Source organism: Corynebacterium sp. KPL2680 (assembly GCF_040225675.1).
In the GTDB taxonomy this organism is placed as follows: Bacteria; Actinomycetota; Actinomycetes; order Mycobacteriales; family Mycobacteriaceae; genus Corynebacterium; species Corynebacterium rhinophilum.
The window spans coordinates 85,378-107,618 of record NZ_JBEHFM010000006.1 but is presented as its reverse complement, the minus strand read 5'-3'; the positions used below and the strand labels follow the sequence as shown (position 1 = coordinate 107,618).

The 22,241-nt window shown below is 57.6% G+C and carries 15 protein-coding genes and 2 pseudogenes; 11 read left to right on the top strand and 6 right to left on the bottom strand.

Going from position 1 to position 22,241, the window contains the following annotated elements; translation table 11 throughout:
• The 3 genes from ABRP66_RS04735 (at position 1) to ABRP66_RS04725 (ending at position 5,210) form a co-directional block, all read left to right on the top strand.
• On the top strand, positions 1 to 2,295 hold the full coding sequence (locus ABRP66_RS04735) for a RelA/SpoT family protein (RefSeq protein WP_284782045.1): 2,295 nt from the start codon (positions 1 to 3) through the stop codon (positions 2,293 to 2,295).
• 193 nt (positions 2,296 to 2,488) lie between these two features.
• Positions 2,489 to 4,528 carry a bifunctional metallophosphatase/5'-nucleotidase gene (locus ABRP66_RS04730; protein ID WP_284782043.1) on the top strand — a complete coding sequence of 680 codons (2,040 nt, stop codon included), beginning with the start codon at positions 2,489 to 2,491 and terminating at the stop codon, positions 4,526 to 4,528.
• A 109-nt stretch (positions 4,529 to 4,637) separates the two neighbouring features.
• Positions 4,638 to 5,210 (top strand): DUF421 domain-containing protein, encoded by a 573-nt coding sequence (locus tag ABRP66_RS04725; protein ID WP_410755690.1) that lies wholly within the window; start codon positions 4,638 to 4,640, stop codon positions 5,208 to 5,210.
• Between the two features lie 102 nt (positions 5,211 to 5,312).
• On the opposite strand, the gene ABRP66_RS04720 is transcribed toward ABRP66_RS04725, so the two are convergent.
• Both ABRP66_RS04720 and ABRP66_RS04715 read right to left on the bottom strand, forming a co-directional pair.
• Positions 5,313 to 5,660 carry a hypothetical protein gene (locus tag ABRP66_RS04720; protein WP_349838400.1) on the bottom strand — a complete coding sequence of 116 codons (348 nt, stop codon included), beginning with the start codon at positions 5,658 to 5,660 and terminating at the stop codon, positions 5,313 to 5,315.
• A 313-nt stretch (positions 5,661 to 5,973) separates the two neighbouring features.
• Complete coding sequence (locus ABRP66_RS04715) at positions 5,974 to 6,858, bottom strand: peptidylprolyl isomerase (protein WP_349838399.1); 885 nt, start codon at positions 6,856 to 6,858, stop codon at positions 5,974 to 5,976.
• 156 nt (positions 6,859 to 7,014) lie between these two features.
• Here ABRP66_RS04715 and tpx point away from each other — a divergent pair, with 156 nt between their 5' ends.
• The 3 genes and pseudogenes from tpx to hisS all read left to right on the top strand — a co-directional run bounded on the left by tpx (position 7,015) and on the right by hisS (position 9,605).
• A complete protein-coding gene (gene tpx / locus ABRP66_RS04710; RefSeq protein WP_284769716.1) occupies positions 7,015 to 7,512 on the top strand; it encodes a thiol peroxidase in 498 nt (165 codons plus the stop codon).
• A 167-nt stretch (positions 7,513 to 7,679) separates the two neighbouring features.
• Positions 7,680 to 8,316: pseudogene (locus ABRP66_RS04705) on the top strand (MBL fold metallo-hydrolase).
• 5 nt (positions 8,317 to 8,321) lie between these two features.
• Complete coding sequence (gene hisS / locus ABRP66_RS04700) at positions 8,322 to 9,605, top strand: histidine--tRNA ligase (RefSeq protein WP_284782037.1); 1,284 nt, start codon at positions 8,322 to 8,324, stop codon at positions 9,603 to 9,605.
• 67 nt (positions 9,606 to 9,672) lie between these two features.
• On the opposite strand, the gene ABRP66_RS04695 is transcribed toward hisS, so the two are convergent.
• The 4 genes and pseudogenes from ABRP66_RS04695 to ypfJ form a co-directional block, all read right to left on the bottom strand.
• Positions 9,673 to 11,082 carry an L-serine ammonia-lyase gene (locus tag ABRP66_RS04695; protein ID WP_284784204.1) on the bottom strand — a complete coding sequence of 470 codons (1,410 nt, stop codon included), beginning with the start codon at positions 11,080 to 11,082 and terminating at the stop codon, positions 9,673 to 9,675.
• A gap of 168 nt (positions 11,083 to 11,250) precedes the next feature.
• The gene (locus tag ABRP66_RS04690; RefSeq protein ID WP_349838398.1) at positions 11,251 to 11,919 is read right to left on the bottom strand and encodes an FMN reductase; all 669 of its coding nucleotides are present in this window, start codon (positions 11,917 to 11,919) and stop codon (positions 11,251 to 11,253) included.
• A 3-nt stretch (positions 11,920 to 11,922) separates the two neighbouring features.
• Complete coding sequence (locus ABRP66_RS04685) at positions 11,923 to 13,035, bottom strand: LLM class flavin-dependent oxidoreductase (RefSeq protein WP_284769721.1); 1,113 nt, start codon at positions 13,033 to 13,035, stop codon at positions 11,923 to 11,925.
• Positions 13,036 to 13,140: 105 nt separating this feature from the next.
• A pseudogene (gene ypfJ, locus ABRP66_RS04680) lies at positions 13,141 to 14,021 on the bottom strand (KPN_02809 family neutral zinc metallopeptidase).
• 241 nt (positions 14,022 to 14,262) lie between these two features.
• On the opposite strand from ypfJ, the gene aspS reads away from it, so the two are divergent.
• The 5 genes from aspS (at position 14,263) to ruvX (ending at position 22,219) form a co-directional block, all read left to right on the top strand.
• Positions 14,263 to 16,089, top strand: coding sequence for an aspartate--tRNA ligase (gene aspS, locus ABRP66_RS04675; protein ID WP_349838397.1), 1,827 nt, complete (start codon positions 14,263 to 14,265; stop codon positions 16,087 to 16,089).
• 125 nt (positions 16,090 to 16,214) lie between these two features.
• Positions 16,215 to 17,429, top strand: a complete 1,215-nt coding sequence (locus ABRP66_RS04670) for a phosphotransferase family protein (protein ID WP_349838396.1) — start codon at positions 16,215 to 16,217, stop codon at positions 17,427 to 17,429.
• Between the two features lie 31 nt (positions 17,430 to 17,460).
• The gene (locus tag ABRP66_RS04665) at positions 17,461 to 18,846 is read left to right on the top strand and encodes a replication-associated recombination protein A (RefSeq protein WP_284853212.1); all 1,386 of its coding nucleotides are present in this window, start codon (positions 17,461 to 17,463) and stop codon (positions 18,844 to 18,846) included.
• 127 nt (positions 18,847 to 18,973) lie between these two features.
• Positions 18,974 to 21,658, top strand: coding sequence for an alanine--tRNA ligase (gene alaS / locus ABRP66_RS04660; RefSeq protein WP_349838395.1), 2,685 nt, complete (start codon positions 18,974 to 18,976; stop codon positions 21,656 to 21,658).
• A gap of 9 nt (positions 21,659 to 21,667) precedes the next feature.
• Positions 21,668 to 22,219, top strand: a complete 552-nt coding sequence (ruvX, locus tag ABRP66_RS04655) for a Holliday junction resolvase RuvX (protein WP_349838394.1) — start codon at positions 21,668 to 21,670, stop codon at positions 22,217 to 22,219.
• The last annotated feature ends 22 nt before the right edge of the window (positions 22,220 to 22,241 follow it).

Genomic DNA, 22,241 nt, shown 5'->3' with positions numbered 1-22,241 from the left:
ATGGCCACGGATAAGTCAGCAAAACGCCAGGCTAATAACGGGATGCGGAGCATGTCTGCTCGGCTTGCCCGGTCACTGACCGGCGGGCGGGTCAAGATTAACCCCGTGCTCGATCCCCTCATGTCTATCCACCGGAAATTCCATCCCAAGGCGGATGCGGAACTACTCAACGCTGCCTATAACACCGCGGAAAGGTTGCATGAGGGAGTATTCCGCAAGTCGGGTGAGCCGTATATTACCCACCCTCTGGCCGTAGCTACGATTGCCGCGGAAATCGGTATGGATACCACCACCATTGTTGCAGCGCTCCTGCACGATACGGTGGAGGATACCGATTACACGCTGGAGGATCTGACCCGAGACTTCGGGCCCGAAGTTGCCCGGCTCGTTGATGGCGTGACCAAGCTGGACAAGGTGGCCTTGGGTGCTGCGGCCGAGGCTGAGACGATCCGCAAGATGATCGTCGCCATGGCCAACGATCCGCGCGTCCTTGTCATCAAGGTCAGCGACCGGCTGCACAATATGCGCACGATGCGCTTCTTGCCTCCAGAAAAGCAGGCCAAAAAGGCGCGCCAAACGCTAGAAGTCATTGCCCCCTTGGCTCACCGGTTGGGCATGGCGAGCGTGAAATGGGAACTAGAGGATTTGTCTTTTGCCATCCTCTATCCCAAAAAGTACGACGAAATCGTGCGCATGGTGGCAGAGCGCGCGCCCTCGCGCGATCGTGCCCTGAAGGAAATCATCAACCAAGTGGGTGCCGCCTTAAAGGAAAATGGCATCGAGGCCGAAGTAATGGGCCGGCCGAAGCATTACTGGTCTATCTATCAAAAGATGGTCGTCCGCGGCCGCGAGTTCGCGGAGATCTTCGACTTGGTGGGCATTCGCGTGCTGGTGGATGACAGCAATAGCTGTTACGCCGCCATTGGCGTCGTGCACTCCATCTACCAGGCTCTGCCGGGGCGTTTTAAGGATTATATTTCCTCCCCGCGCTTCGGCGTCTACCAGTCTTTGCATACGACGGTGCTCGCGGACGGCGGAGCGACCCTTGAGGTACAGGTCCGCACGCACGAGATGCACTACAACGCCGAATTCGGCGTCGCCGCGCACTGGCGCTATAAGGAAACGAAGGGAAAGAATTCTGGGCACCAGGAAGAGGTGGACCAGATGGCCTGGATGCGCCAGCTGCTGGACTGGCAGAAAGAAGCGGCTGACCCCAATGAGTTTCTCGATTCCCTGCGCTATGACCTGACGGCGCGCCAGATCTTCGCCTTTACCCCGAAGGGTGATGTGGTGGATCTGCCGGCGGGTTCCACTCCGGTGGATTTTGCCTATGCCGTGCATACGGAGGTCGGGCACCGCTGCATTGGTGCCAAGGTCAACGGCAAATTGGTGGCGCTAGAATCGCCGCTGAAATCTGGCGACAAGGTAGAAATCTTTACCTCCAAGGATCCTAACGCCGGCCCGTCGCGCGATTGGCAGGAATTCTTGGTCTCCCCGCGTGCCAAGGCAAAGGTCCGCCAGTGGTTTGCCAAGGAAAGGCGTGAGGAGCACCTTGAAGCCGGGCGCGATGCCTTGGCCACTGAGGTGCAGCGCGGCGGCTTGCCGATGCACCGCCTGTTTACCGCCAGCTCCATGAAGCAGGTGGCAGAACAGCTGCACTATTCTGATGTCGATGCCCTGTATACTGCCATCGGCGCAGGACATGTTTCCGCACAACACGTGGCCAACCAATTGGTCGCCATGTTCGGCGATCGCGATGATGCCGTGGATGCGCTGGCTTCTCGAACCCCGCTGTCGGAGCTCGAGCATTCTCGCGCGCAGCATACTAAGGACTCCGCCTCCGGCACGGGCATCTTGGTGGAGGGAAGCCCCGATGTCATGGCCAAGCTTGCGAAGTGCTGCCAGCCGGTGCCCGGGGACGCTATTTTCGGTTTCGTCACCCGCGGTGGGGGAGTATCCGTGCACCGTGCGGACTGCGCCAACGCGGAAAAGCTCAAATCCGAACCGGAACGCATGTTGAAGGTCGAATGGTCCTCTGGTACCTCTTCTACCGGCGCCTTTTCTGCCACGCTGCAGCTTGAGGCATTGGACCGTCAGGGCTTGCTGTCTGAGCTAACGCGGGTACTCAGTGACCAGAACATTAATGTGTTGACCATGAATTCGAACCGCGGCGAGGACCAAATTGCCACGATGCGATTCACCTTTTCAGTCTCGGATACCAAACAGCTGGGTTCGTTGATGACGACGCTGCGCAATACCGAGGGCGTCTTTGACGTCTACCGCGTGACCGCGTAACCGTTTGACTGCCTGGCTACCTCCCTGCGCGGTTGCTTGGTAGAGCAACGCGCGGGCTACGGGCAGGTGACGATTGTGTGAATTCTGGGCGGAGGAGAGGTAAAAGACCAGTTCACGGGTGGTGTGCTTTCTGCGAGTTGGTTAAGAAAGCGATATAAATTATCTGAATACTTTCTACGACACAGGAGTAATTATGCAGTTCCGCCGCATCGGCCAGTTGGTGGCCGCCACCACCGTCACCGCCGTCGCTCTCTCCGGCACGCAGGCCCTAGCGCAGGAGAACATGACCACCATCTCGGTTACCAATATCACTGACTTGCACGGTCACCTGGAAGATGGTCTGAGCGACCCTGCTAAGGCGGGCGATGAGATTGGCGTGGCTCGCCTGCAATCGCTTATCAAGCAGGTCAACGAAGGCCAGGAGTTCAACCTCACCTCTTCGGGCGATAACGTGGGCGGTTCTGCATTCGTCTCGGCCATCTCGGATGACAAATACACCCTGGAAGCGCTCAATGCCATGGGGATGAAGGCAACCGCAGTGGGCAACCACGAATTCGACAAAGGCACCGAGGACCTAACGGATCGTATCCAGCCCGCTTCTGACTATCCCATCCTCGGCGCCAATGTATTAAAAGACGGCAAGCCGCTTTTGGATGCCTCTCATGTGGAAGAAATCGATGGCGTGAAGGTCGGCTACGTCGGCACCGTCACCCAAAACACCAAGTTCAAGGTATCCGCGGCAAAGATTCCGGGCGTTACCTTTACCGATCCTGTCGAGGCAACGAACAAAGAAGCCACTCGCTTGAAGGAAAGCGGCGAGGCAGATGTCGTGGTTTCCCTTTTCCACGAGGATGCGGAAGAATACGCAAAGGGCTTTAATAAGGACGTCGATATCCTCTTTGGCGGCGATACCCACCAGACCACCCAGGGAACGGTTGAACGCGACGGCGCGCTGCCACTGCAGTGGGCGCAAGGTTATGAGTACGGCAAGCTGCTGAACGATGCCGATATTACCTTCGACAAGGCCGCGGGCAAGGTGAAAAGCATTGATCTCAAGCAGTACGACGCGACTGCTGCGGCGCAGGTAGAACCCGATGCTGACATTGCGGGCATCGTTAAGAAGGCACAGGATGAAGCCGAGGTAGAAGGCTCGAAGAGCGCTGGCACAGTCGAAACCGACTTGTTCCGCGGTTCCGATGAGGGGCAAAAGCCAGGCTCTAACCGCGGTGTCGAGTCCACCCTGAATAACTTCATCGCGGAAGGGCAGCGCTATGCCATGAGCAAGCAGGTGGGTGAGGACATTGACCTCGGCGTCATGAATGCAGGCGGAGTGCGCGCCGATTTGCAGGGTGGCGATGTAACGTACAAGGACATCTTTGAGGTCCAGCCGTTTGGTAACTCTGTTATTACCGCGAAGGTCTCCGGCAAGGACTTCATCACCGCACTAGAAAACCAGTGGCAGGAGGGTAGTAGGCCGCGTCTAGCCATGGGGCTGTCCAATAATGTCCAGGTGGTCTATGACCAAAAAGCATCTCACGGCCAGCGCGTCAAGGCGGTGACTGTTAATGGCGAGCCCCTCGATCCGAATAAGGACTATTCCATCGCGCTTTCTTCCTTCCTTGCTTCCAGCGACAGCGAAAAGGGTGGCGATGGTTACTTTGAAGCAGGCTCCATCAAGGACAAGAACGATGTGGGATACATGGACGCCCAAGCCATGATCGACTACATTGCGTCCGGTGAGTCCGAGGTCCGCAAGGGACAGGGCCAAATTGGCGCCCACATCGATGGCGATATTGTCCCAGGTAAAGAAATCACCGTCGAACTGTCCAGCTTGAACTACACCAGTGAGGGCGAGCCAATGGCTAAGACGGTTACGGTGAAGTTGGGGGATGAGGAAGTATCTGCCGATATCGACAACTCCAAGCAGGAAGGCGATGACCAATTTGGCGAGCGCGGACGTGCGCAAGTGACGCTTACCGTTCCAGAAGGCCTAACTGGCTCTCAGAACCTAGAAATCACCACCGACGCTGGTACGCAAGCAATCCTGCCCGTGGAATTGGGTGACGCCAATGGTGCCCCGAAGATACCGCAAGGCTCTTCCTTTGGTGGCGCAGCCCTTGCCATCGTGGCGGCACTAGCGGCAGGAATCGCCTTTATTGGGTTAAATCCCCAGGTGCTGCCGGCACCACTGCGGGCCATCTTTGATGACCTGCGCAAGACTTTTCACATCTAATTAGGGATCCAATTCCTGCGGATACGCGAAAAGCGCTTTTCCTCGCTTAAAGGGGGAAAAGCGCTTATTTTTCTGTGCTGTGTCTTGCATCCTAGTAACCTCAAAAGCCGTGGATATCTTTGAACGGTTTTTACGCGAGGCTACTTTTCAACTAGGAATCGAGCTACATCGAGTTCCTGTTGTCATGTTGTCTACATTAGGCATCTATCTTGCCTTTATGGTCTTGGTAAAGCTTTTTGGTTCTCGCGTATTGACCTCCATGACGGCCTCTGACGCGATCATCATCATTATGTTCGGTGCCGTTGCCGGGCGTGTGATCATTGGTGTTCCACCCACATTAGCGGCGGGTGTTATCGGGCTGACCACGCTGATGGCCCTGGAAGCTGCATTCGGCACCATCCGCAAGGTGGTGAAGTGGACGCGATTTTTGGATCGCCGCCCTGTTCTCATCGTCTTTCAGGGCGAGATGATTGACGATAATCTCACCGTGTCCCACATCACTCGCTCTGACGTGTATTCCGCGGTGCGAAAGGCTGGTTTGGCCCGCATGGAAGACGTTCAGATTATGGTTTTAGAACCCACCGGGCACATATCTGTCATCAAGAATGGTCAGGACATAGACCCAGATATCTTTAATGACCTCGTTGGCTCTGGGTATATCAAACAGGCCAAAGAGTCTTAAAGATTTGATAGAGGGGGGAGAACTTCAGAACTACCTTTCGTAGAACCGCCGTGCAGTTCAATAAGAGCACGGCGGTTAAGCACTCTCAAGGCGCGTTAGCGTTTAGAAAGGAAGTTTGAAGTTCTTTAGAAGGTCATCGATGTTGATGTACTTATTGGCGAAAGCGAAGAGAGTACCCAGTGCACCGACAGCAGCAGTAATAACTTCGATCCAGGCCTTGATGGACTCAGGATTCGCGTCCTTGGAAGACAAGTCTTGCGTTTTCTTGGCGTCGTTTTGCTTGTTTGCGTCCGAATCAATCTTCTGGCTAGGAGCGCCGGTGGAGGTGGCAGATGAGACCTGAGCGGCGGTATCCACATTCTCTGCGGCAGTGGCCACGGTGGTGTCAGCGAGAGTAACGGATAGGGCGGTTGCGCCGGCGAGGAAGGCCTTGCGGGAGAAAAGCTTCATTGTGTTTCCTATCAAGCTTGTGGTGTTCAAATTTTTAGATATTAGACGGCTTCGTAGCTGTCCGAATTACCCCAAGCTGATTTTAATAAAAAACATTATCATTAAGGAATAGGGGTGTTTTGAGGGGGTGATTAATACAGATGGTGTGAATGGGAAGGATGTGCTTTCTGGAGTTAAGTGCAGGTAGGAGGGTATTCAAGGCAAAGCATCGGATATGAAAATGCCCCAGCGCCACGCCACGATTTAGTTCGTGCATTGCGCTGGGGTGAGGCAAATGTAGGGGGGAGGCATCGGCAAGCGCCGATGCCGCAGACTAGGCCTTTACCGTAGCCTTTTTGATCTTTACCTCTTCTGCAGGCTTGCCGTCTTCTTGGCCGCCTGGGAGACCGCCCTGCTCGCCGGTGTCTACGCCGGCCTCGGCAATCTTGTCTAGGGTCTTGAGGCCATCTTCGGTGATGGTGCCAAAGTAGGTGTAGTTAGGAGGCAACTCCGAGTCATCGTAGTTAAGGAAGAACTGGGAGCCGTTGGTATCCGGACCGCTATTGGCCATAGCGACGGAACCGCGGGGGTAGACAACTGGGTTCTGCAAGTCCTCGTCATCAGTTTCATCGGTGGGGTATTCATTCGCAAAGCTGAAGCCTGGGCCGCCGGTACCGGAACCGGTGGGATCGCCGCACTGGAGCACGTTCAAGCCACCAGAGGTCATACGGTGGCAGACGGTGTCATCGTAGAAGCCGGAGTCAGCCAGTTCCGAAATAGCGTGGGTGGTACAAGGCGCGGTGGCACGATCTAGGTTCATCTCGATCGGGCCCTGGGTGGTATCGAAGGATACGGTGACAGTGCCCTCGGTGGAAATATCCTTGCCGTCGGGCTTCTTGGCACCGTGGCCATCCTGCCCATTGTCCTTGTACTCGCACTGGACGGTTGCCGGCAGGGCTTCCGCGCGCTTGCCGCTCAAGGGCTCTGCCTTGGGGGCTTCCTGCGTGGTCTTAGCTTCCGAGGTATCTTCCGCCTGGATTTCGCCCTCAGAGCCATCGCGGGTGGAGAGGAAGTAAATTCCTCCCGCGATGCCGAGGATGACGACGAGCGAGGCTACGGCGACACCAAAAGGACGAGTCTTTTGTTTGCGGTCACGGGACTTTAGCTCGCGGTCGAGCTTGTGCATCGCGTCTTCTCCGCGCTTTTTATTATCTGGCACCGTGGGACAACCTTTCTAGCGATTATCGGTGACGTGTCTCAACTAGGATGATTTTAGCGGCTTTGCGGACGTGGGGCTGACTTGGCTCGGGGATTGGCATCAGCAAAAAGCGGTGAGCTATAGCGGGGAAGCAAAAGTATCAGTACGCTCGGGGCCATGGCTGAAGTTAAATTTTCTGACGAACCTACCCAAACCGCTGGTGAACTTCCCGCAGTAGGGGAGTCCATCCCAGAGTTCACCCTCGTTGGCACCGACCTTTCTGAGGTCACCAATAAGGATTTCGAGGGCAAGCGCCTCGTTATCTCGATTTTCCCTTCCATCGATACCGGCGTGTGCCAGCAGCAGCTGCGCACCTTTAACGAGAAGGCCGCGGGCCTGGACAACACCGTTGTCTTGTCTGTCTCCCGCGACCTTCCCTTCGCGCTGGATCGTTTCTGCGCCGCAGAGGGCATTGAAAATGTGGACACCGCCTCCGATTTCCGCTCCGATTTTGGCGAGAAGTTCGGCGTGACCTTGCAAGGCTCCCCACTCAAGGGCCTATTGGCACGCTCCGTTGTAGTCACCGACGCTGACCACAAGGTCATTTACAACGAGTTGGTGCCGGAGGTAACCACTGAGCCGGACTACGACAAGGCTCTTGCAGCCCTGCAATAAAGCTTTAAGCTGGCAGGATCTTTAAATCCAGCACCCAGCCTTTCCCCATAACCCACCGTGGTTGTGGGCGCGAAGGCTGGGTGCTTTTTGCATGCTTGCGCGGCCTTGGATCAAGAAGGCTGATACGTGCGGGGTGCTCAAGGAGCGGTTCTCGTTAGACTTGAGCCATGGACGTTCAAGGATTTACTGCAGGCCCATTTCGCACAAATACCTATATCGTGGCGGAGGGAAAGCGCGCTTTCATCGTGGATCCGGGCATGGATTCCATGTCGAGGGTTCTGGCGCACGACTATGACTATGAAGCCATCGTGCTCACGCACGGGCACATTGACCACACCCGCGAGGCCGGGGACTTGGCACAAAAGCTCGATATCCCCGTTTATATTCATCCCGCAGATAGGTTCATGTTGGATTCTGGGGAGGGCGTCTCTGCCCCGGTGCAGGAGCTATTCCAAGCCTCGAGCATGGTACCCATTGCCAATCTCCGCGAACTCCACGGTGGGGAAGAACTGGAGCTAATCGGGAATACATTTACCCTCCAACACGCCCCTGGACATTCGCCGGGGTGCGTATTGATCTTTTCGGATACTTTTGCCCTTACCGGTGACGTACTTTTTGCCGGGGGGAATGGGGCGCGTCGATCTTCCGGATTCTAATCCACAGGCCATGCTTGATTCATTGGCGGGCCCGGTGTGGGATTTAGACGATGAGCTGGACATTTTTCCCGGCCACGGCCCAACCTCGACCATGCGTGAGGAGAGGGCGACCAACCCATTCCTGCGAAAATCCCATGGGGTACTCTAGTGACCATGAGTGAAGAGAAGCGGTTCCAGGCACTGTCCGCACCGAAGGGTGTGCCAGATTATTACCCACCAGAGTCTGCGACTTTTTATAAGGTCCGCCAGACCATGGTGGAACAGGCGCATCTTTCCGGCTTTCAGCACATTGAATTGCCCATTTTTGAAGATACCGCGCTTTTTGCCCGCGGCGTGGGCGAATCTACCGACGTGGTCTCCAAAGAGATGTACACCTTTGCAGATCGCGGCGATCGCTCTGTGACCTTGCGCCCGGAGGGAACTGCGGGCGTTATGCGCTCGGTCATCCAACACAATTTGGATCGCGGTCAGCTGCCGGTAAAGCTGAACTACAGTGGTCCGTTCTTCCGCTATGAGCGCCCGCAGGCGGGGCGCTACCGCCAGCTTCAGCAGGTTGGCGTGGAAGCTATTGGCGTTGACGATCCAGCACTTGATGCTGAGGTCATCGCACTGGCGGATCGCTCCTACAGGGCCCTGGGGCTGAGCGGGTTCCGCCTGGAATTGACCAGCTTGGGCGACCGGAATTGTCGGCCCGCCTACCGCGAAAAGCTGCAGGAATTCCTGTTCAAGCTGGACATTGATGAGGAAACCCGCCGCCGCGCGGAGATCAACCCCTTGCGTGTCTTAGACGATAAGCGCCCGGATATGCAGGAGCAGCTTGCCGATGCCCCCTTGATGCTCGATTACCTCGATGCCGAGTGCCGCGAGCACTTTGAGACCGTAACCGGCATGCTGGAGGATATGGGCGTGGCGTACGAAATCAACCCCCGTATGGTGCGCGGCTTGGACTACTACACCAAGACTTGCTTTGAATTCGTCCACGATGGCCTGGGTGCGCAATCCGGTATTGGCGGCGGCGGCCGCTACGACGGCCTGATGGCGCAGCTTGGCGGGCAAGATCTCTCGGGCATCGGCTATGGCCTCGGCGTTGACCGCGCCATCCTCGCCCTAGAAGCTGAGGGAATCACCTTAGAAGGCAGTGATTCCCGCGTGGATGTCTATGGCATTGCCTTGGGTACAGCGGCCAAGCGCCGCATGACCGGCATCATCAATGACCTGCGCAAGGCGGGAATCGCGGCGGATATGTCCTTTGGTGATCGCGGCCTCAAGGGCGCGATGAAGGGCGCTGACCGCGCGGGCGCGCGCTTTGCTCTGGTCCTGGGAGATCAAGAACTAGAAAACGGTACCGTTGCGGTGAAGGACTTGGCGGCCCACGAGCAACGCGATGTTGAGCTATCGCAGCTGGTTGCCATTTTAGGACGGGATCTAGAAAGCTAAACGCAGGAGTAAAAAAAGGGGGGCACCGATTAAATTCGGTGCCCCCCTTTTGTGTGTTTTTAACTGATTAGCACTCCACTTGGGAAACGCTAAAGCCCATCGTCTTAGCCAAGCCGCCGAGGGAGGTCTCCTTGTACTTGGAGAGCATATCGCGGCCCGTATCTGCCATGGTTTGTACGGCGTTATCCAGGGTGACGTGGTGGGTGCCTTCGCCCATCATTGCCATGCGGGCGGCGTTAATGGATTTCACCGCGCCGATGGCGTTGCGCTCAATACAAGGGATCTGCACTAGTCCGCCGACCGGGTCACAGGTAAGGCCGAGGTTGTGCTCAAGGGCGATCTCTGCCGCATTTTCCACTTGGGCGGGGGTCGCACCAAGGAGTGCTGCCATTCCCGCAGCGGACATGGATGAGGCGGAGCCGACTTCGCCCTGGCATCCCACTTCGGCGCCGGAAATGGAGGCGTTCTGTTTGATGATCATGCCGATTGCGCCTGCGGTGAGCAGGTAACGGCGTGCGGATTCACGGCAGAAGCCACCATGGAAGTCGCGCGCATAGTGCAGCACTGCGGGAATGATGCCGCAGGCGCCGTTGGTGGGCGCGGTAATAACGCGGCCGCCCGCGGCGTTTTGCTCGTTGACCGCTAAGGCGAAGAGATTGACCCATTCCATGGCGGAGAAGCCAGAGTGTGGGTCATTTTTCTGCTCGAGCAGCTGCGCATACATCTTGGGGGCGCGCCGCGGTACCCGGAGGCCACCGGGCAAGATGCCCTTGGTGGAAATACCATCGGTCACGCATTCGCGCATGATGTCCCATACGAGGTCCAAATGGCGCAGGACAAAATCCGCGCCGCCTTCGTCCTTGTGAAGTACTTCCTCATTGGCGAGGACAATTTCCCAAATATCTTTGTCGTTGGCCTCGCAGAGGTTGAGCAGTTCTTCGCCGGTGGTGAACTCATATGGCACGGTGTCTTCTACGGTTGCTGCGGCAACGCCGGCGGGCACTTCGTGGCTATCGGCGACCTCTGCATCGAGCTCTTTGCGGGAGAGGATGAAGCCGCCGCCGACGGAGAAGTACTGTTCATCTTCAGCAAGGATATTGCCATCTGCATCCCAGGCCTGGAAGATCATGCCATTGGGGTGCTGGGGCAGTGGCTCGTTGTCAAAGGTGATTTCGTAGTCGACGCTGCCAGAAGGGCCAGAAATGGTGCCTTCGCTGGGGATTGTGCCGCCGGCTTGCGGCTCGGCATCGATAGGAACGGTCAGCGGCTCCCAGCCGGCGAGTCCCAGAATGACGGCGCGGTCAGAGGCGTGGCCGCGTCCGGTGGCGGACAGCGAACCGCGCAGTTCCGCAGATACGCGGGCGGGGTGGGTATCGAGGGATTCTAGAAATTGCTTCGCGGCGCGCATCGGTCCAACCGTGTGCGAAGAGGATGGACCGATGCCGATGGCGAAAATGTCAGTAACGCTAATAGTCATGGTGAAAGCCTTAAGAAACCTTTCTTCGTTGCAAGAGAGTTAACAATCCAAGAGCATGAAAAAGAGATTTTCTCAGGCGCGGGGATCCGAGTCGAACATTCTAAAATTCAAGCGTAGAGAAATATGTGACATGTATCAATTTTAGAATATGCGATAGGTATTGCGGCGCTAGTGCTTTCCGTCGTATTGGGACAAAATCTGTTCAAACGGCAGGAATTCCTCGTCCGCTCCGATTCCAGTAGGGCGAGAATGGGGGCTGGGTTTGGGGGCATCGGCAAGCCCGGCAACCCGATCCGTGGGCCGGATCATCTGATCCGCAAGCTGCGTGGCGGCACGCTCGATGCGGCTGCGAATGCGCGTGCCCTCGGCGGTCCCCAAATCCTCAGTTGCCTGGAAAATGCCGGTCGGAACGACGTGGGCGTGCAGGTAATTCAATAGGGGGCGCAGCGCATAGTCCAATATGAGCGCGTGGCGCGGTGAACCGCCCGTAGCGGCCACGATAGTGGGCAGCTCCTCCAAGGCGTGCGCATCCAAGACATCAAAAAACATTTTGAACAGCCCGGAGTAGCTTCCTTGGAACGCTGGCGTGACGGCAATAAAACCATCGGCCGTAGAAAGCTGCTCTTTTGCTTCATCTAATTGGGGCGTCGGGGCCGCCCAATTAGTCATGGCCGTTGCCAATTCAGAAGCAAGGCTGCGCACCTCAATGATGTGGGTGTTTACGCCTTCTCCGCGCGCGGAAATCTTTGCTTCGGTGGCTTCTGCAATAGTTTCAGCTAATTGCCGGGTAGACGATGGCTCCGAGAGCCCGGCCGTGAGGACAACCAAAGATCGCATTGCTTAGTCCTCCTTTCCAGGGCTTACGCGAAAGTGTGGGGAATCTGGGTGTTGCTTGAGCGTGGCATGCGTCGGTGGATCTGAGGGTACATGGTCTGGTCGTCGCTGCTCAAAGCGCCGACGGAGCTCCGGGACGACTTGCGTGCCAAGAATTTCTATCTGCTTGAGCACCACTTCTTGCGGCAGCCCCGCGTGATCAACGAGGAAAAGCTGGCGTTGGTAATCGCCCACATAGTCCGCAAATTTCAGGGTGCGCTCAATAACCTGCTCCGCAGTGCCCACGGTCAGCGGGGTGTAATCGGTAAATTCCTCAAGGCTCGGACCGTGCCCGTACACGGGTGCGTTATCGAAGTACGGGCGGAAGAACTTCTTTGCTTCCTCTTCAGTATCGCCAATAAATACCTGGCCGCCGAGCCCCACGATGGCTTGGTCGGCTTGGCCGTGGCCATAAGAGGCAAAGCGGCGCCGATACATGCTGACCATCTTGGCTGTGTGTTCTTGATTCCAGAAAATATTATTGTGGAAGAATCCGTCGCCGTAATAGGCGGCTTGTTCTGCAATCTGCGTCGAGCGAATGGAGCCGTGCCATACAAACGGCGGGACGCCATCAAGGGGAGCCGGGGTAGAGGTAAACGCCTGCAATGGGGTGCGGAATTTGCCCTCCCAGTTGACGCTATTCTCCCGCCACAGGCGGCGCAGCAAGTGGTAATTTTCCACGGCCAACGGGATGCCTTGGCGGATATCTTTGCCAAACCACGGGTAGACGGGGCCAGTGTTGCCGCGTCCCATCATCAGGTCCACGCGGCCGCCAGAGAGGTGCTGCAAAAAGGCGTAATCTTCCGCGATCTTTACCGGGTCATTGGTGGTAATTAGCGTCGTGGAGGTAGAAAGCTGCAAGCGCTCGGTCTGCGCTGCGATGTAGGCTAGGTGGGTCGTCGGAGAAGACGGAACGAAGGGCGGATTGTGGTGCTCGCCTGTCGCGAAGACATCGAGACCCACTTCTTCTGCCTTGAGCGCGATTTCCGTAATATTGCGGATTCGCTCCGCCTCAGACGGGGTTTCGCCCGTCGTTGGATCGGTGGTTACGTCTCCGACCGTAAAGATGCCGAATTGCATGATATCCCTTTCTACCCTTGATTCCTGCTTATAATCATTGTACGTGACATGTCAACAACGCAGGGGGGGAGATTGTTCCCAATTGGGTAAAGCGGAGAAGGGGAATTAGCGGTAGACCCCGCGCCCCAAGGTGTCGCACTCAGCCATCCGGCCAGAATTATAACCAGCAAGGAACGCCTGCTGGCGTTGCTCAGAAGACCCGTGCGTCCACGCATCGGGCTGAACCTGGCCGGTGGAACGGCGCTGGATATTATCGTCACCCACAGCCTGCGCCGCAGTGACCGCATCCGCAACTTGCTGTTGGGAAATCGGCTCAAGCAGAGCATCCTCGCCCTTATCCGCGTGAGAAGCCCAAATACCTGCGTAGCAATCTGCCTGGAGCTCGATCTTTACCGCATTGGAATCCGCGCCGGGGTCGTTATAGTCAGAAAGCTGCAGCGTGCCCTCAAGCTGCTGAATGTGGTGGCCAAACTCGTGGGCGACAATGTACATTTGCGCGAACGGGCATTGTGTGCACCGTAGTTGCTCAGCGAATCAAAAAACGTGGTGTCGAAGTATGCCGATTGATCGGCGGGGCAATAAAACGGCCCGGTGGCTGAAGATGCGGTGCCGCAACCGGAATTGGTGGAGCCATTAAAAATCACCCGGCCAGGGTTGGTGTATTCAATGCCGGCTTGCTCTGGCAGCTCGGCGGTCCACACGTTATCCACACTCATGGCGGTAAACATCACTCGGCAGTCATCGTATTTATTGCCGTCCTCTGCCGTTTGGCAGTGATCGAAGGCAGAATCATCGGTGCCAGATTGGGTGCTGGATTGTGACTGTTCATTGCCCAGGAGGGCGCCAATATCGGAGGGATTTCCTCCCAATAAGAGGTAGAGCCCTACCAGTACGACGGAGCCGACGCCGCCGCCTATTGCGAGGCCACCGCCACCGCCGGAGGTTGCGCGCTGGCCATCAAAATCGGCACCAGATTTAAATGTCATGACTAAATAGTGCCACACCTTTTCAGCGTCGTCAGTGCGCAGCGGGCACTCCTTTTCCGGGGGCGGGCAGTGGCACTGGGCTCGTGACCGTGTGCTGTGGATTAATTGGGCTTAATAGGAGCGGAAGTAGCGGTGGGATGTAGAATTGGCCAAGTTCCTAGTCTTGTGCTTGGTTGGGCGCGCGCTGTTTACGCGTGGCTGGACCCGCAAGTAACTCCATTTTAGAAGGGATTGAATTATAGTGCTGCGTACCCATTTGGCCGGTGAGCTCCGCAAAGAACTGGCAGAAGAGACCGTAACCCTAACCGGTTGGGTGTCTCGTCGCCGTGATCACGGTGGCGTCATCTTCATTGACCTGCGCGATCGTTCTGGTATTGCCCAGGTAGTCTTCCGTGAATCCGATGTCGCAGAGCGCGCCCACGACCTGCGTTCGGAATACTGCGTCAAGGTAACCGGCGTGGTGGAGCCGCGCCCAGAAGGCTCCGAAAACCCGAACCTGCCTTCCGGAGACATCGAGGTCAACGTGACCGACCTGGAGGTGCTCAATAAATCCGCAGCGCTGCCCTTCCAGGTAGATGATCCTTCCTCCTCTGGCGAGGTAGGCGAGGAGACCCGCCTGAAGTACCGCTACTTGGATCTGCGCCGCGAGCGCCAGGCAAAGGCACTGCGTCTGCGCTCTGCTGCCAACCGCGCGGCCCGTAACGTGCTGGATAAGCACGATTTCGCCGAAATCGAAACCCCTACCTTGACCCGTTCCACCCCAGAGGGCGCGCGCGACTTTTTGGTCCCTGCTCGCCTGAAGCCGGGTTCTTGGTACGCGCTGCCGCAGTCGCCGCAGCTATTCAAGCAGCTGCTGATGGTGGCCGGCATGGAGCGCTACTACCAGATCGCGCGCTGCTACCGCGATGAGGACTTCCGCGCCGACCGCCAGCCGGAATTTACCCAGTTGGACGTGGAGATGTCCTTCGTGGATCAAGACGATGTCATTGCGCTTGGTGAAGAGATTGTCAAGGAGCTGTGGAAGCTCATCGGCTACGACATTCAGACCCCAATCCCGCGCATGACCTATGCCGATGCCATGAAGTACTACGGCTCCGATAAGCCGGATCTGCGCTTTGACATCAAGATCGTCGAGTGCACGGAGTTCTTCAAGGACACCACCTTCCGCGTCTTCCAGAATGAATACGTCGGTGCCGTGGTCATGGACGGCGGTGCTTCGCAGCCGCGCCGCCAGTTCGATGCATGGCAGGACTGGGCCAAGCAGCGCGGCGCCAAGGGCCTTGCCTACATCACCGTCGCAGAAGATGGCACCCTGGGCGGGCCAGTGGCCAAGAACATCACCGACGCGGAGCGCGAGGGCATCGCCGAGCACGTTGGCGCAAAGCCCGGTGACGCCATCTTCTTCGCCGCCGGCGATACCAAGTCTTCCCGCGCGCTGTTGGGTGCGGCCCGCGGCGAAATCGCGAAGAAGCTCGACCTCATCAAGGAAGGGGACTGGGCCTTTACCTGGGTCGTTGACGCCCCGCTCTTTGAGCCTTCTGCCGATGCTACCGCTTCCGGCGACGTTGCCTTGGGCCACTCCAAGTGGACCGCGGTGCACCACGCCTTTACCTCGCCGAAGCCAGAGTGGATCGATTCCTTTGACGAGAACCCGGGCGAGGCCACGGCCTATGCCTACGACATCGTCTGCAACGGCAACGAGATCGGCGGCGGTTCCATCCGTATCCACCAAGAAGATGTGCAAAAGCGCGTCTTTGAGGTCATGGGCATCGGCGATGAGGAAGCACAAGAAAAGTTCGGCTTCTTGCTCGATGCCTTCTCCTACGGCGCACCTCCACACGGCGGCATCGCCTTTGGCTGGGACCGCATCGTGTCCCTCTTGGGAGGCTTTGACTCCATCCGCGACGTGATTGCCTTCCCGAAGTCCGGTGGCGGCGTGGATCCGCTTACCGATGCCCCCGCGCCCATCCCCGCCGCACAGCGCAAGGAGACCGGCGTGGACTTCAAGCCGGAGAAGAAAAAGAACGGCGAAGAGGCTAAGGCCGCGAAATCAGAGCAGGACAACTAGCTCTTAGGCTCGCTATCACGACACCATTTTTAGGGTAAGCGGGGCGCGCGCCCTCGCCGCAGCGGACACTTGTGCGGCGAGGGTGTAGCCCCCGCTTTGTGTTGGCGGGCATACTGGATAGAACTATGGTTGATACACAGACAGTGCTTTCGGCCGATCAGGTCATTGGTGCCGCATCGGAAATGTTGTCGCGCCGCTTTGGTGGCACGCCAGAAATGTCGGATATTGAGGATTTAGGCGGATCCGGCAATGCCTTAGTGCTGCGCGCGAAAGTTGCCCCTAGCGCCTTTTTGCCGCATCGCTCTGTGGTTATCAAATACAATCCAGTAACCGGCTACGGCGTTGATGACGCAGCGATGCTGCGCGAGGTCGTGGCCTACCAATTTACCACCGCTTTAGCAGAAGACGTGCGCCCAGGGCCGGTGCTGCTCGCGCACGATTTAGACCGTCGCATCATCGTATTGACGGATTTGGGTGAGGCCGAAACGCTCGCGGACGTGCTTTTGGAATCCTCCGATGAGGATCGCATTCGGATCCTGCGTTCATTGGGCACAGCATTGGGGCATATTCACGTAGGAACCGCGGATCATGAGCGGGATTTCGAAACCTTGCTGAATCGCACCTTGCGGCATAACCCGGAATACGCCGATCACCAATCCGTGCGCGATCAGTCCTTGTATCGTTCCATTGGTATCGGGCTGAACCTGCTTGATGAGGCAGGGCTCAAGGCCCCAGAGAGTTTTCGCAGCTTGGCCGGTCAAGCCGCCGAATCCCTCGCCTCCGGCAAGGATAGGGCCTTTACTCCCTTCGATCTCTCGCCGGATAACATCATCGTTTCTAAGCGCCTGCACTTCCTGGACTATGAATGGGCGGGGTTTAGGAACGTGGGCTTTGATGTCGCCTGCGTTATCGCGGGCTTCCCACAGTTCCTATTTTCTAAACCAATCACGGATAAGGAAGCGGATACATTCCTCGCGGCATGGTCGCGCGAAGTATCTGAGGTATGGCCGCGCTTTGCCGATGAAGAAGAGCTACACGGCCTTATCGTCGCCTCCCTCATTGGTTGGGCCCTGTCTAGCGTGACTACCATGCACGCTGGGGGAATTGAGGGATTGGTTGCCCTTGCTAGCGGGGACGCAGAGATTGTTCACGACCCGCAGCGCTCGATCCTGCGCCCGCCGGACAGCGGGCCATTTAACGAGGACGAGCTATTGGTCCGCCAAGACCTCTATGAAACCTTCGACGCGCTCGCGCGCTACGCCGCGCAGTGTGGAACCGCACCATGTACGGCAATCGCGGAATTTGGCAACCTTGTTGCCCGCCGCGTTCACGACGAATAATCACTACACCTTTCTGGGGAGCTAAAACCACATGAGCCAGGATTCTCTCTTCGGTGCCTCTCCCAATGCTGGCGGCAGCAAGGGAGGCGATGGCTCGGCATCGTCTTTTCCCACGGCCAATCTCTTTGCCACGCACTCCGGTTCGCCCTTGGCCGCGCGCATGCGTCCACAGACCCTAGAAGAAGTCGTGGGACAAGACCACCTCCTTGCTCCCGGCAAGCCGCTGCGCCGCTTGGTCGAAGGATCCGGCGAGGCCTCGGTCATTTTGTATGGTCCGCCCGGGACCGGCAAGACAACGATTGCCTCGCTCATCGCGAGCCAGATGGGCCAAAACTTTGTTGGTCTCTCCGCCCTTGATTCAGGGGTAAAACAGGTGCGCGAAGTCATTACCCATGCCCGGCAGGAACTCATCCACGGCCGCAGAACGGTGCTTTTTATTGATGAGGTGCACCGCTTCTCCAAAACCCAGCAGGACGCCTTGCTGGCAGCGGTGGAAAACCGGACGGTCCTGCTCGTTGCAGCGACGACCGAAAACCCATCCTTCTCGGTCGTCTCGCCGTTGCTGTCCCGCTCGCTCCTCCTGCAACTGCACTCGCTGAGCGAGGAGGATCTTAAGGGCGTAGCGCGCCGCGCCCTAGACAGCGACCGGGGGCTTGGGGAGCGCGACTTGACCATTACTGAGGAGGCGTTAAACCAGCTCGTCGTGCTCTCTGGGGGCGACGCTCGGCGCAGTCTGACCTACCTCGAAGCGGCCGCGGAAGCAGTTGACGATGGAGGCGAGATCACCGCGGCCACGATTACGGATAACGTGAATCGGGCGGTGGTGCGCTATGACCGCGACGGCGATCAGCACTACGACGTGACATCCGCTTTCATCAAGTCCATCCGCGGCTCTGATGTCGATGCCGCGCTGCACTATTTAGCGCGCATGGTTGAGGCCGGCGAGGATCCGCGGTTTATTGCCCGCCGTCTGATGGTTCACGCCTCAGAGGATATTGGCATGGCTGATCCCACGGCCTTGCAAGTCGCAGTCGCGGCCGCAGAGGCGGCACAACTGATCGGTTTGCCTGAAGCGCGCATCCCGCTGGCGCAGGCAACGATTCACTTGGCGACGGCGCCGAAATCGCCGTCCGTAATCGCTGCCATTACTAAGGCACAAGCCGATGTCGCCGCCGGCAAGGTCGGCCACGTGCCGCCGCACCTGCGCGATGGGCACTATGAGGGCGCAAAACGGCTGGGAAATGCGACGGGGTATTCCTATCCCCACGATGATCCGCGCGGGGTAGTGGAGCAACAATACCTGCCCGATGAGCTCGAGGGCACCGTATATTATGAGCCCACCGAGCACGGCGCTGAAAAACGAATCTTTGACTATATTGGCCGTTTGCGCAGGATACTTCGCGGCAAGCGCCGCTGAGTGCGAGCCTGCTCGGCTGGTTTTGGCCCCACCGATGGGCAAGGCCTGCCCACCAGTAGGTAAAGTTGGATGGGTTAGAAAGCTTCTTGATGGAAGATAAAAGCTTAGACAGTTAGGATTATTGCTCGTGAAGACTCATGAGATCCGGGAACGGTTTACCCAGCACTTCGTCAATTCTGGTCACGAGGTTGTCCCCAGCGCCTCCTTGATCCTGGATGACCCTAACCTGCTTTTCGTTAACGCGGGCATGGTGCCCTTCAAGCCCTATTTCTTGGGCCAGCAGACCCCACCATTTTCCCAAGGCCTTGCCACCTCTATCCAAAAGTGCGTGCGCACCTTGGATATTGAGGAGGTGGGAATTACCACCCGCCACAACACCTTCTTCCAAATGGCGGGTAACTTCTCTTTTGGCCAGTACTTCAAGGAAGGCGCTATTTCCAATGCATGGAACCTGCTGACCAAAGACGTAGCCGACGGCGGCTTTGGTCTTGACCCGGAGCGCCTGTGGGTCACCGTGTACCTCGATGACGATGAGGCAGCGGAAATCTGGCGCGATAAGATCGGCGTGCCAGAAGAGCGCATCCAGCGCCTTGGCATGGAAGATAACTACTGGTCCATGGGCGTGCCGGGTCCGTGTGGTCCTTGCTCGGAAATTTATTACGATCGAGGGCCCGAATACGGCAAAGACGGCGGCCCGATCGCAGACGATAACCGCTACATGGAGATCTGGAACCTCGTGTTCATGCAAAATGAGCGCGGCGAGGGAACCGGAAAGGGCGATTTTGAGATCGTCGGCGAGCTGCCGAAGAAAAACATCGATACCGGCTTAGGCATCGAGCGCGTGGCCTGCCTGTTGCAGGGAGTAGACAATGTCTATGAGACCGACCTGCTCCGCCCGGTTATTGACGTTGCTGAGGAGCTTACCGGCGCCACCTACGGCGAGAAGGCAACGCAGCAGGATAATATCCGCTTCCGCGTGGTGGCTGACCACTCGCGCACCGGCATGATGCTCATCTTGGATGGCGTTACCCCAGGTAATGAGGGCAGGGGCTATATCTTGCGCCGCCTGTTGCGCCGCATCATTCGCTCCGCAAAGCTGCTCGGCGCCGAGGGCGCCACCATGGAGCGCTTCATGAATACGGTCATGGATACCATGACCCCGTCTTATCCTGAGATTGCGGATAACCGCGAGCGCATCCTCCGCGTGGCCATCAACGAGGAAAAGGCGTTTTTGAAGACGCTGGAATCTGGCACCAAGCTTTTCGATGAAGCCGTGGATGACCTGCGCACTACCCACCGCGCGAAGACCCAAAAGGTGCTTTCCGGTGATAAGGCTTTTGAGCTGCACGATACCTATGGGTTCCCCATTGACCTCACCCTGGAAATGGCGCAGGAAGCCGGCCTTGACGTGGACATGGAAAGCTTTAATGCCGCCATGGGCGAGCAGCGCCGCCGCGCCAAGGCCGATAACCAAGCCAAGAAGCACGGCCACACCGACCTCTCCTTGTACCGCGACTGGGTAGATAATAACCCCACCGTATTCACCGGTTATGAGGAACTGGTCTCGGGAGCGAACGTCATCGGCCTGGTCAAAGATGGCCAGAAGGTCAACGAGGTGCACGAGGGCGATGAGGTTGAGGTTATTTTGGACCACTCGCCGCTCTACGCTGAGTCCGGCGGACAGATGGCTGACCGCGGCCGCATTTCTGCGGGCGAATCCCTTCTGGAGGTCAATGACGTCCAGAAGATTGGCAAGAAGCTGTGGGTACACAAGGCTTCCGTTACCGCCGGTGGGCTCGATCTTGGCATGTCTGTTGAGGCTTCCGTAGATGAGAAGTGGCGCCACGGTGCGACCCAGGCGCACTCGGCCACCCACCTCATTCACGCAGCCCTGCGGCAGGTGCTGGGACCCACTGCCGTGCAGGCAGGCTCCCTTAACCGTCCGGGCTACCTGCGCTTCGACTTCAACTACACCGAGCAGTTGAGCAAAGAGCAAATGGAAGAAATCGCCCTGATTACTAACCAGGCGATCGACTCCAATATGGCCGTCAACACCATCGAGACCTCACTGGAAGAGGCTAAGGCGATGGGTGCTATGGCTCTGTTCGGTGAAAACTACGGAAACCAGGTGCGGGTGGTGGAAATCGGCGGACCATTTTCCATCGAGCTCTGCGGCGGCACCCACGTTGGTTCCTCGGCAGAGATCGGTCCCGTTTCCGTGCTCGGTGAGTCCTCGGTTGGCTCCGGTGCCCGCCGCATTGAGGCTTACTCCGGTATGGATGCCTTCCGGTACTACTCCAAGGAAACTGCGCTGGTAGAAGGAGTTTCTCGCGAGCTGAAGGTGCAGTCGGAGGAGCTCCCAGAGCGCATTTCGCAGCTTTCGGAGAGGCTCAAGGCCGCTGAGAAGGAAATCGAGGTCCTGCGCAAGGCGCAACTGACCGCGCGCGCCTCTGAATTCATCGACTCGGCTACCGAGGTCAATGGGATCAAGACCATTACGCTGCAGCTTCCCGATGGCACCTCGGGCGGCGACCTGCGCACCGTGGCCACCGATATCCGCAACCGCATGAAGGATACGGCCGCTGTCATCGTGCTCGGTGCAGTGGACAAGGGTAAGTTCCCGTTCATTGCGGCCGCTACGGCCAAGGCGGTGGACGAGGGCGTGAAAGCTGGTGACATCGTCAAGCGCCTCGGCGAATACGTCAACGGTCGCGGCGGCGGCAAGCCGGACATGGCGCAGGGCTCCGGCACCGCGCCGGAAGGTGCGCAGCGGGGCTTCGAGGCCGTCAAGGACCTTTTGCAGTCGCGCTAAGGGCTTATTATGGCAAAAGTTAAACCAGATTCCCCGGGAGTAGGTGACCCAGGCGAGGGCCGCCGGTTAGTACTCGACGTAGGCACAGTGCGAATTGGCGTTGCGGTATCCAACCGGGAGGCCACCCTCGCTACCCCTGTGGAAACCGTTCCCAGGAAGACCGGTTTCAAAGACCGCGATCAAGAAGACATTGATCGAATTCTGGAGCTTATTGAGGCATATTCCGCGGTAGAAGTCATTGTTGGTTTGCCGCGTGATTTACAAGGAAATGGGTCAAAAAGTGTAAAACACGCGAAAGAAATTGCGTTTCGGATTCGACGCCGCTTGAATCAAGATGAAAATATAGATAAAGTTCCACCACCAGTACGCTTGGCTGATGAACGTTTGACGACGGTAGCGGCAACCACCGCGCTGCGCGCGTCCGGCGTGTCCGAAAAGAAGGGCAGAAAAATCATTGACCAAGCTGCAGCGGTGGAAATACTACAGTCCTGGCTGGATGGGCGTGCTAACGCGCTCCGCTCGGATGATGCAGTAGCCCAGCCTTCAAACTCAGGAGACTAAACACGTGAGCCGTAACCAACAA

Bases quoted from the DNA above. Each gene is read 5' to 3' on its own strand.
- ABRP66_RS04735 (WP_284782045.1), top strand. From the start codon at position 1: ATGGCCACGGATAAGTCAGCAAAACGCCAGGCTAATAACGGGATGCGG.
- ABRP66_RS04730 (WP_284782043.1), top strand. From the start codon at position 2,489: ATGCAGTTCCGCCGCATCGGCCAGTTGGTGGCCGCCACCACCGTCACC.
- ABRP66_RS04720 (WP_349838400.1), bottom strand. From the start codon at position 5,660: ATGAAGCTTTTCTCCCGCAAGGCCTTCCTCGCCGGCGCAACCGCCCTA.
- tpx (WP_284769716.1), top strand. From the start codon at position 7,015: ATGGCTGAAGTTAAATTTTCTGACGAACCTACCCAAACCGCTGGTGAA.
- hisS (WP_284782037.1), top strand. From the start codon at position 8,322: ATGAGTGAAGAGAAGCGGTTCCAGGCACTGTCCGCACCGAAGGGTGTG.
- ABRP66_RS04695 (WP_284784204.1), bottom strand. From the start codon at position 11,082: ATGACTATTAGCGTTACTGACATTTTCGCCATCGGCATCGGTCCATCC.
- ABRP66_RS04690 (WP_349838398.1), bottom strand. From the start codon at position 11,919: ATGCGATCTTTGGTTGTCCTCACGGCCGGGCTCTCGGAGCCATCGTCT.
- ABRP66_RS04685 (WP_284769721.1), bottom strand. From the start codon at position 13,035: ATGCAATTCGGCATCTTTACGGTCGGAGACGTAACCACCGATCCAACG.
- ABRP66_RS04670 (WP_349838396.1), top strand. From the start codon at position 16,215: ATGGTTGATACACAGACAGTGCTTTCGGCCGATCAGGTCATTGGTGCC.
- ABRP66_RS04665 (WP_284853212.1), top strand. From the start codon at position 17,461: ATGAGCCAGGATTCTCTCTTCGGTGCCTCTCCCAATGCTGGCGGCAGC.
- ruvX (WP_349838394.1), top strand. From the start codon at position 21,668: ATGGCAAAAGTTAAACCAGATTCCCCGGGAGTAGGTGACCCAGGCGAG.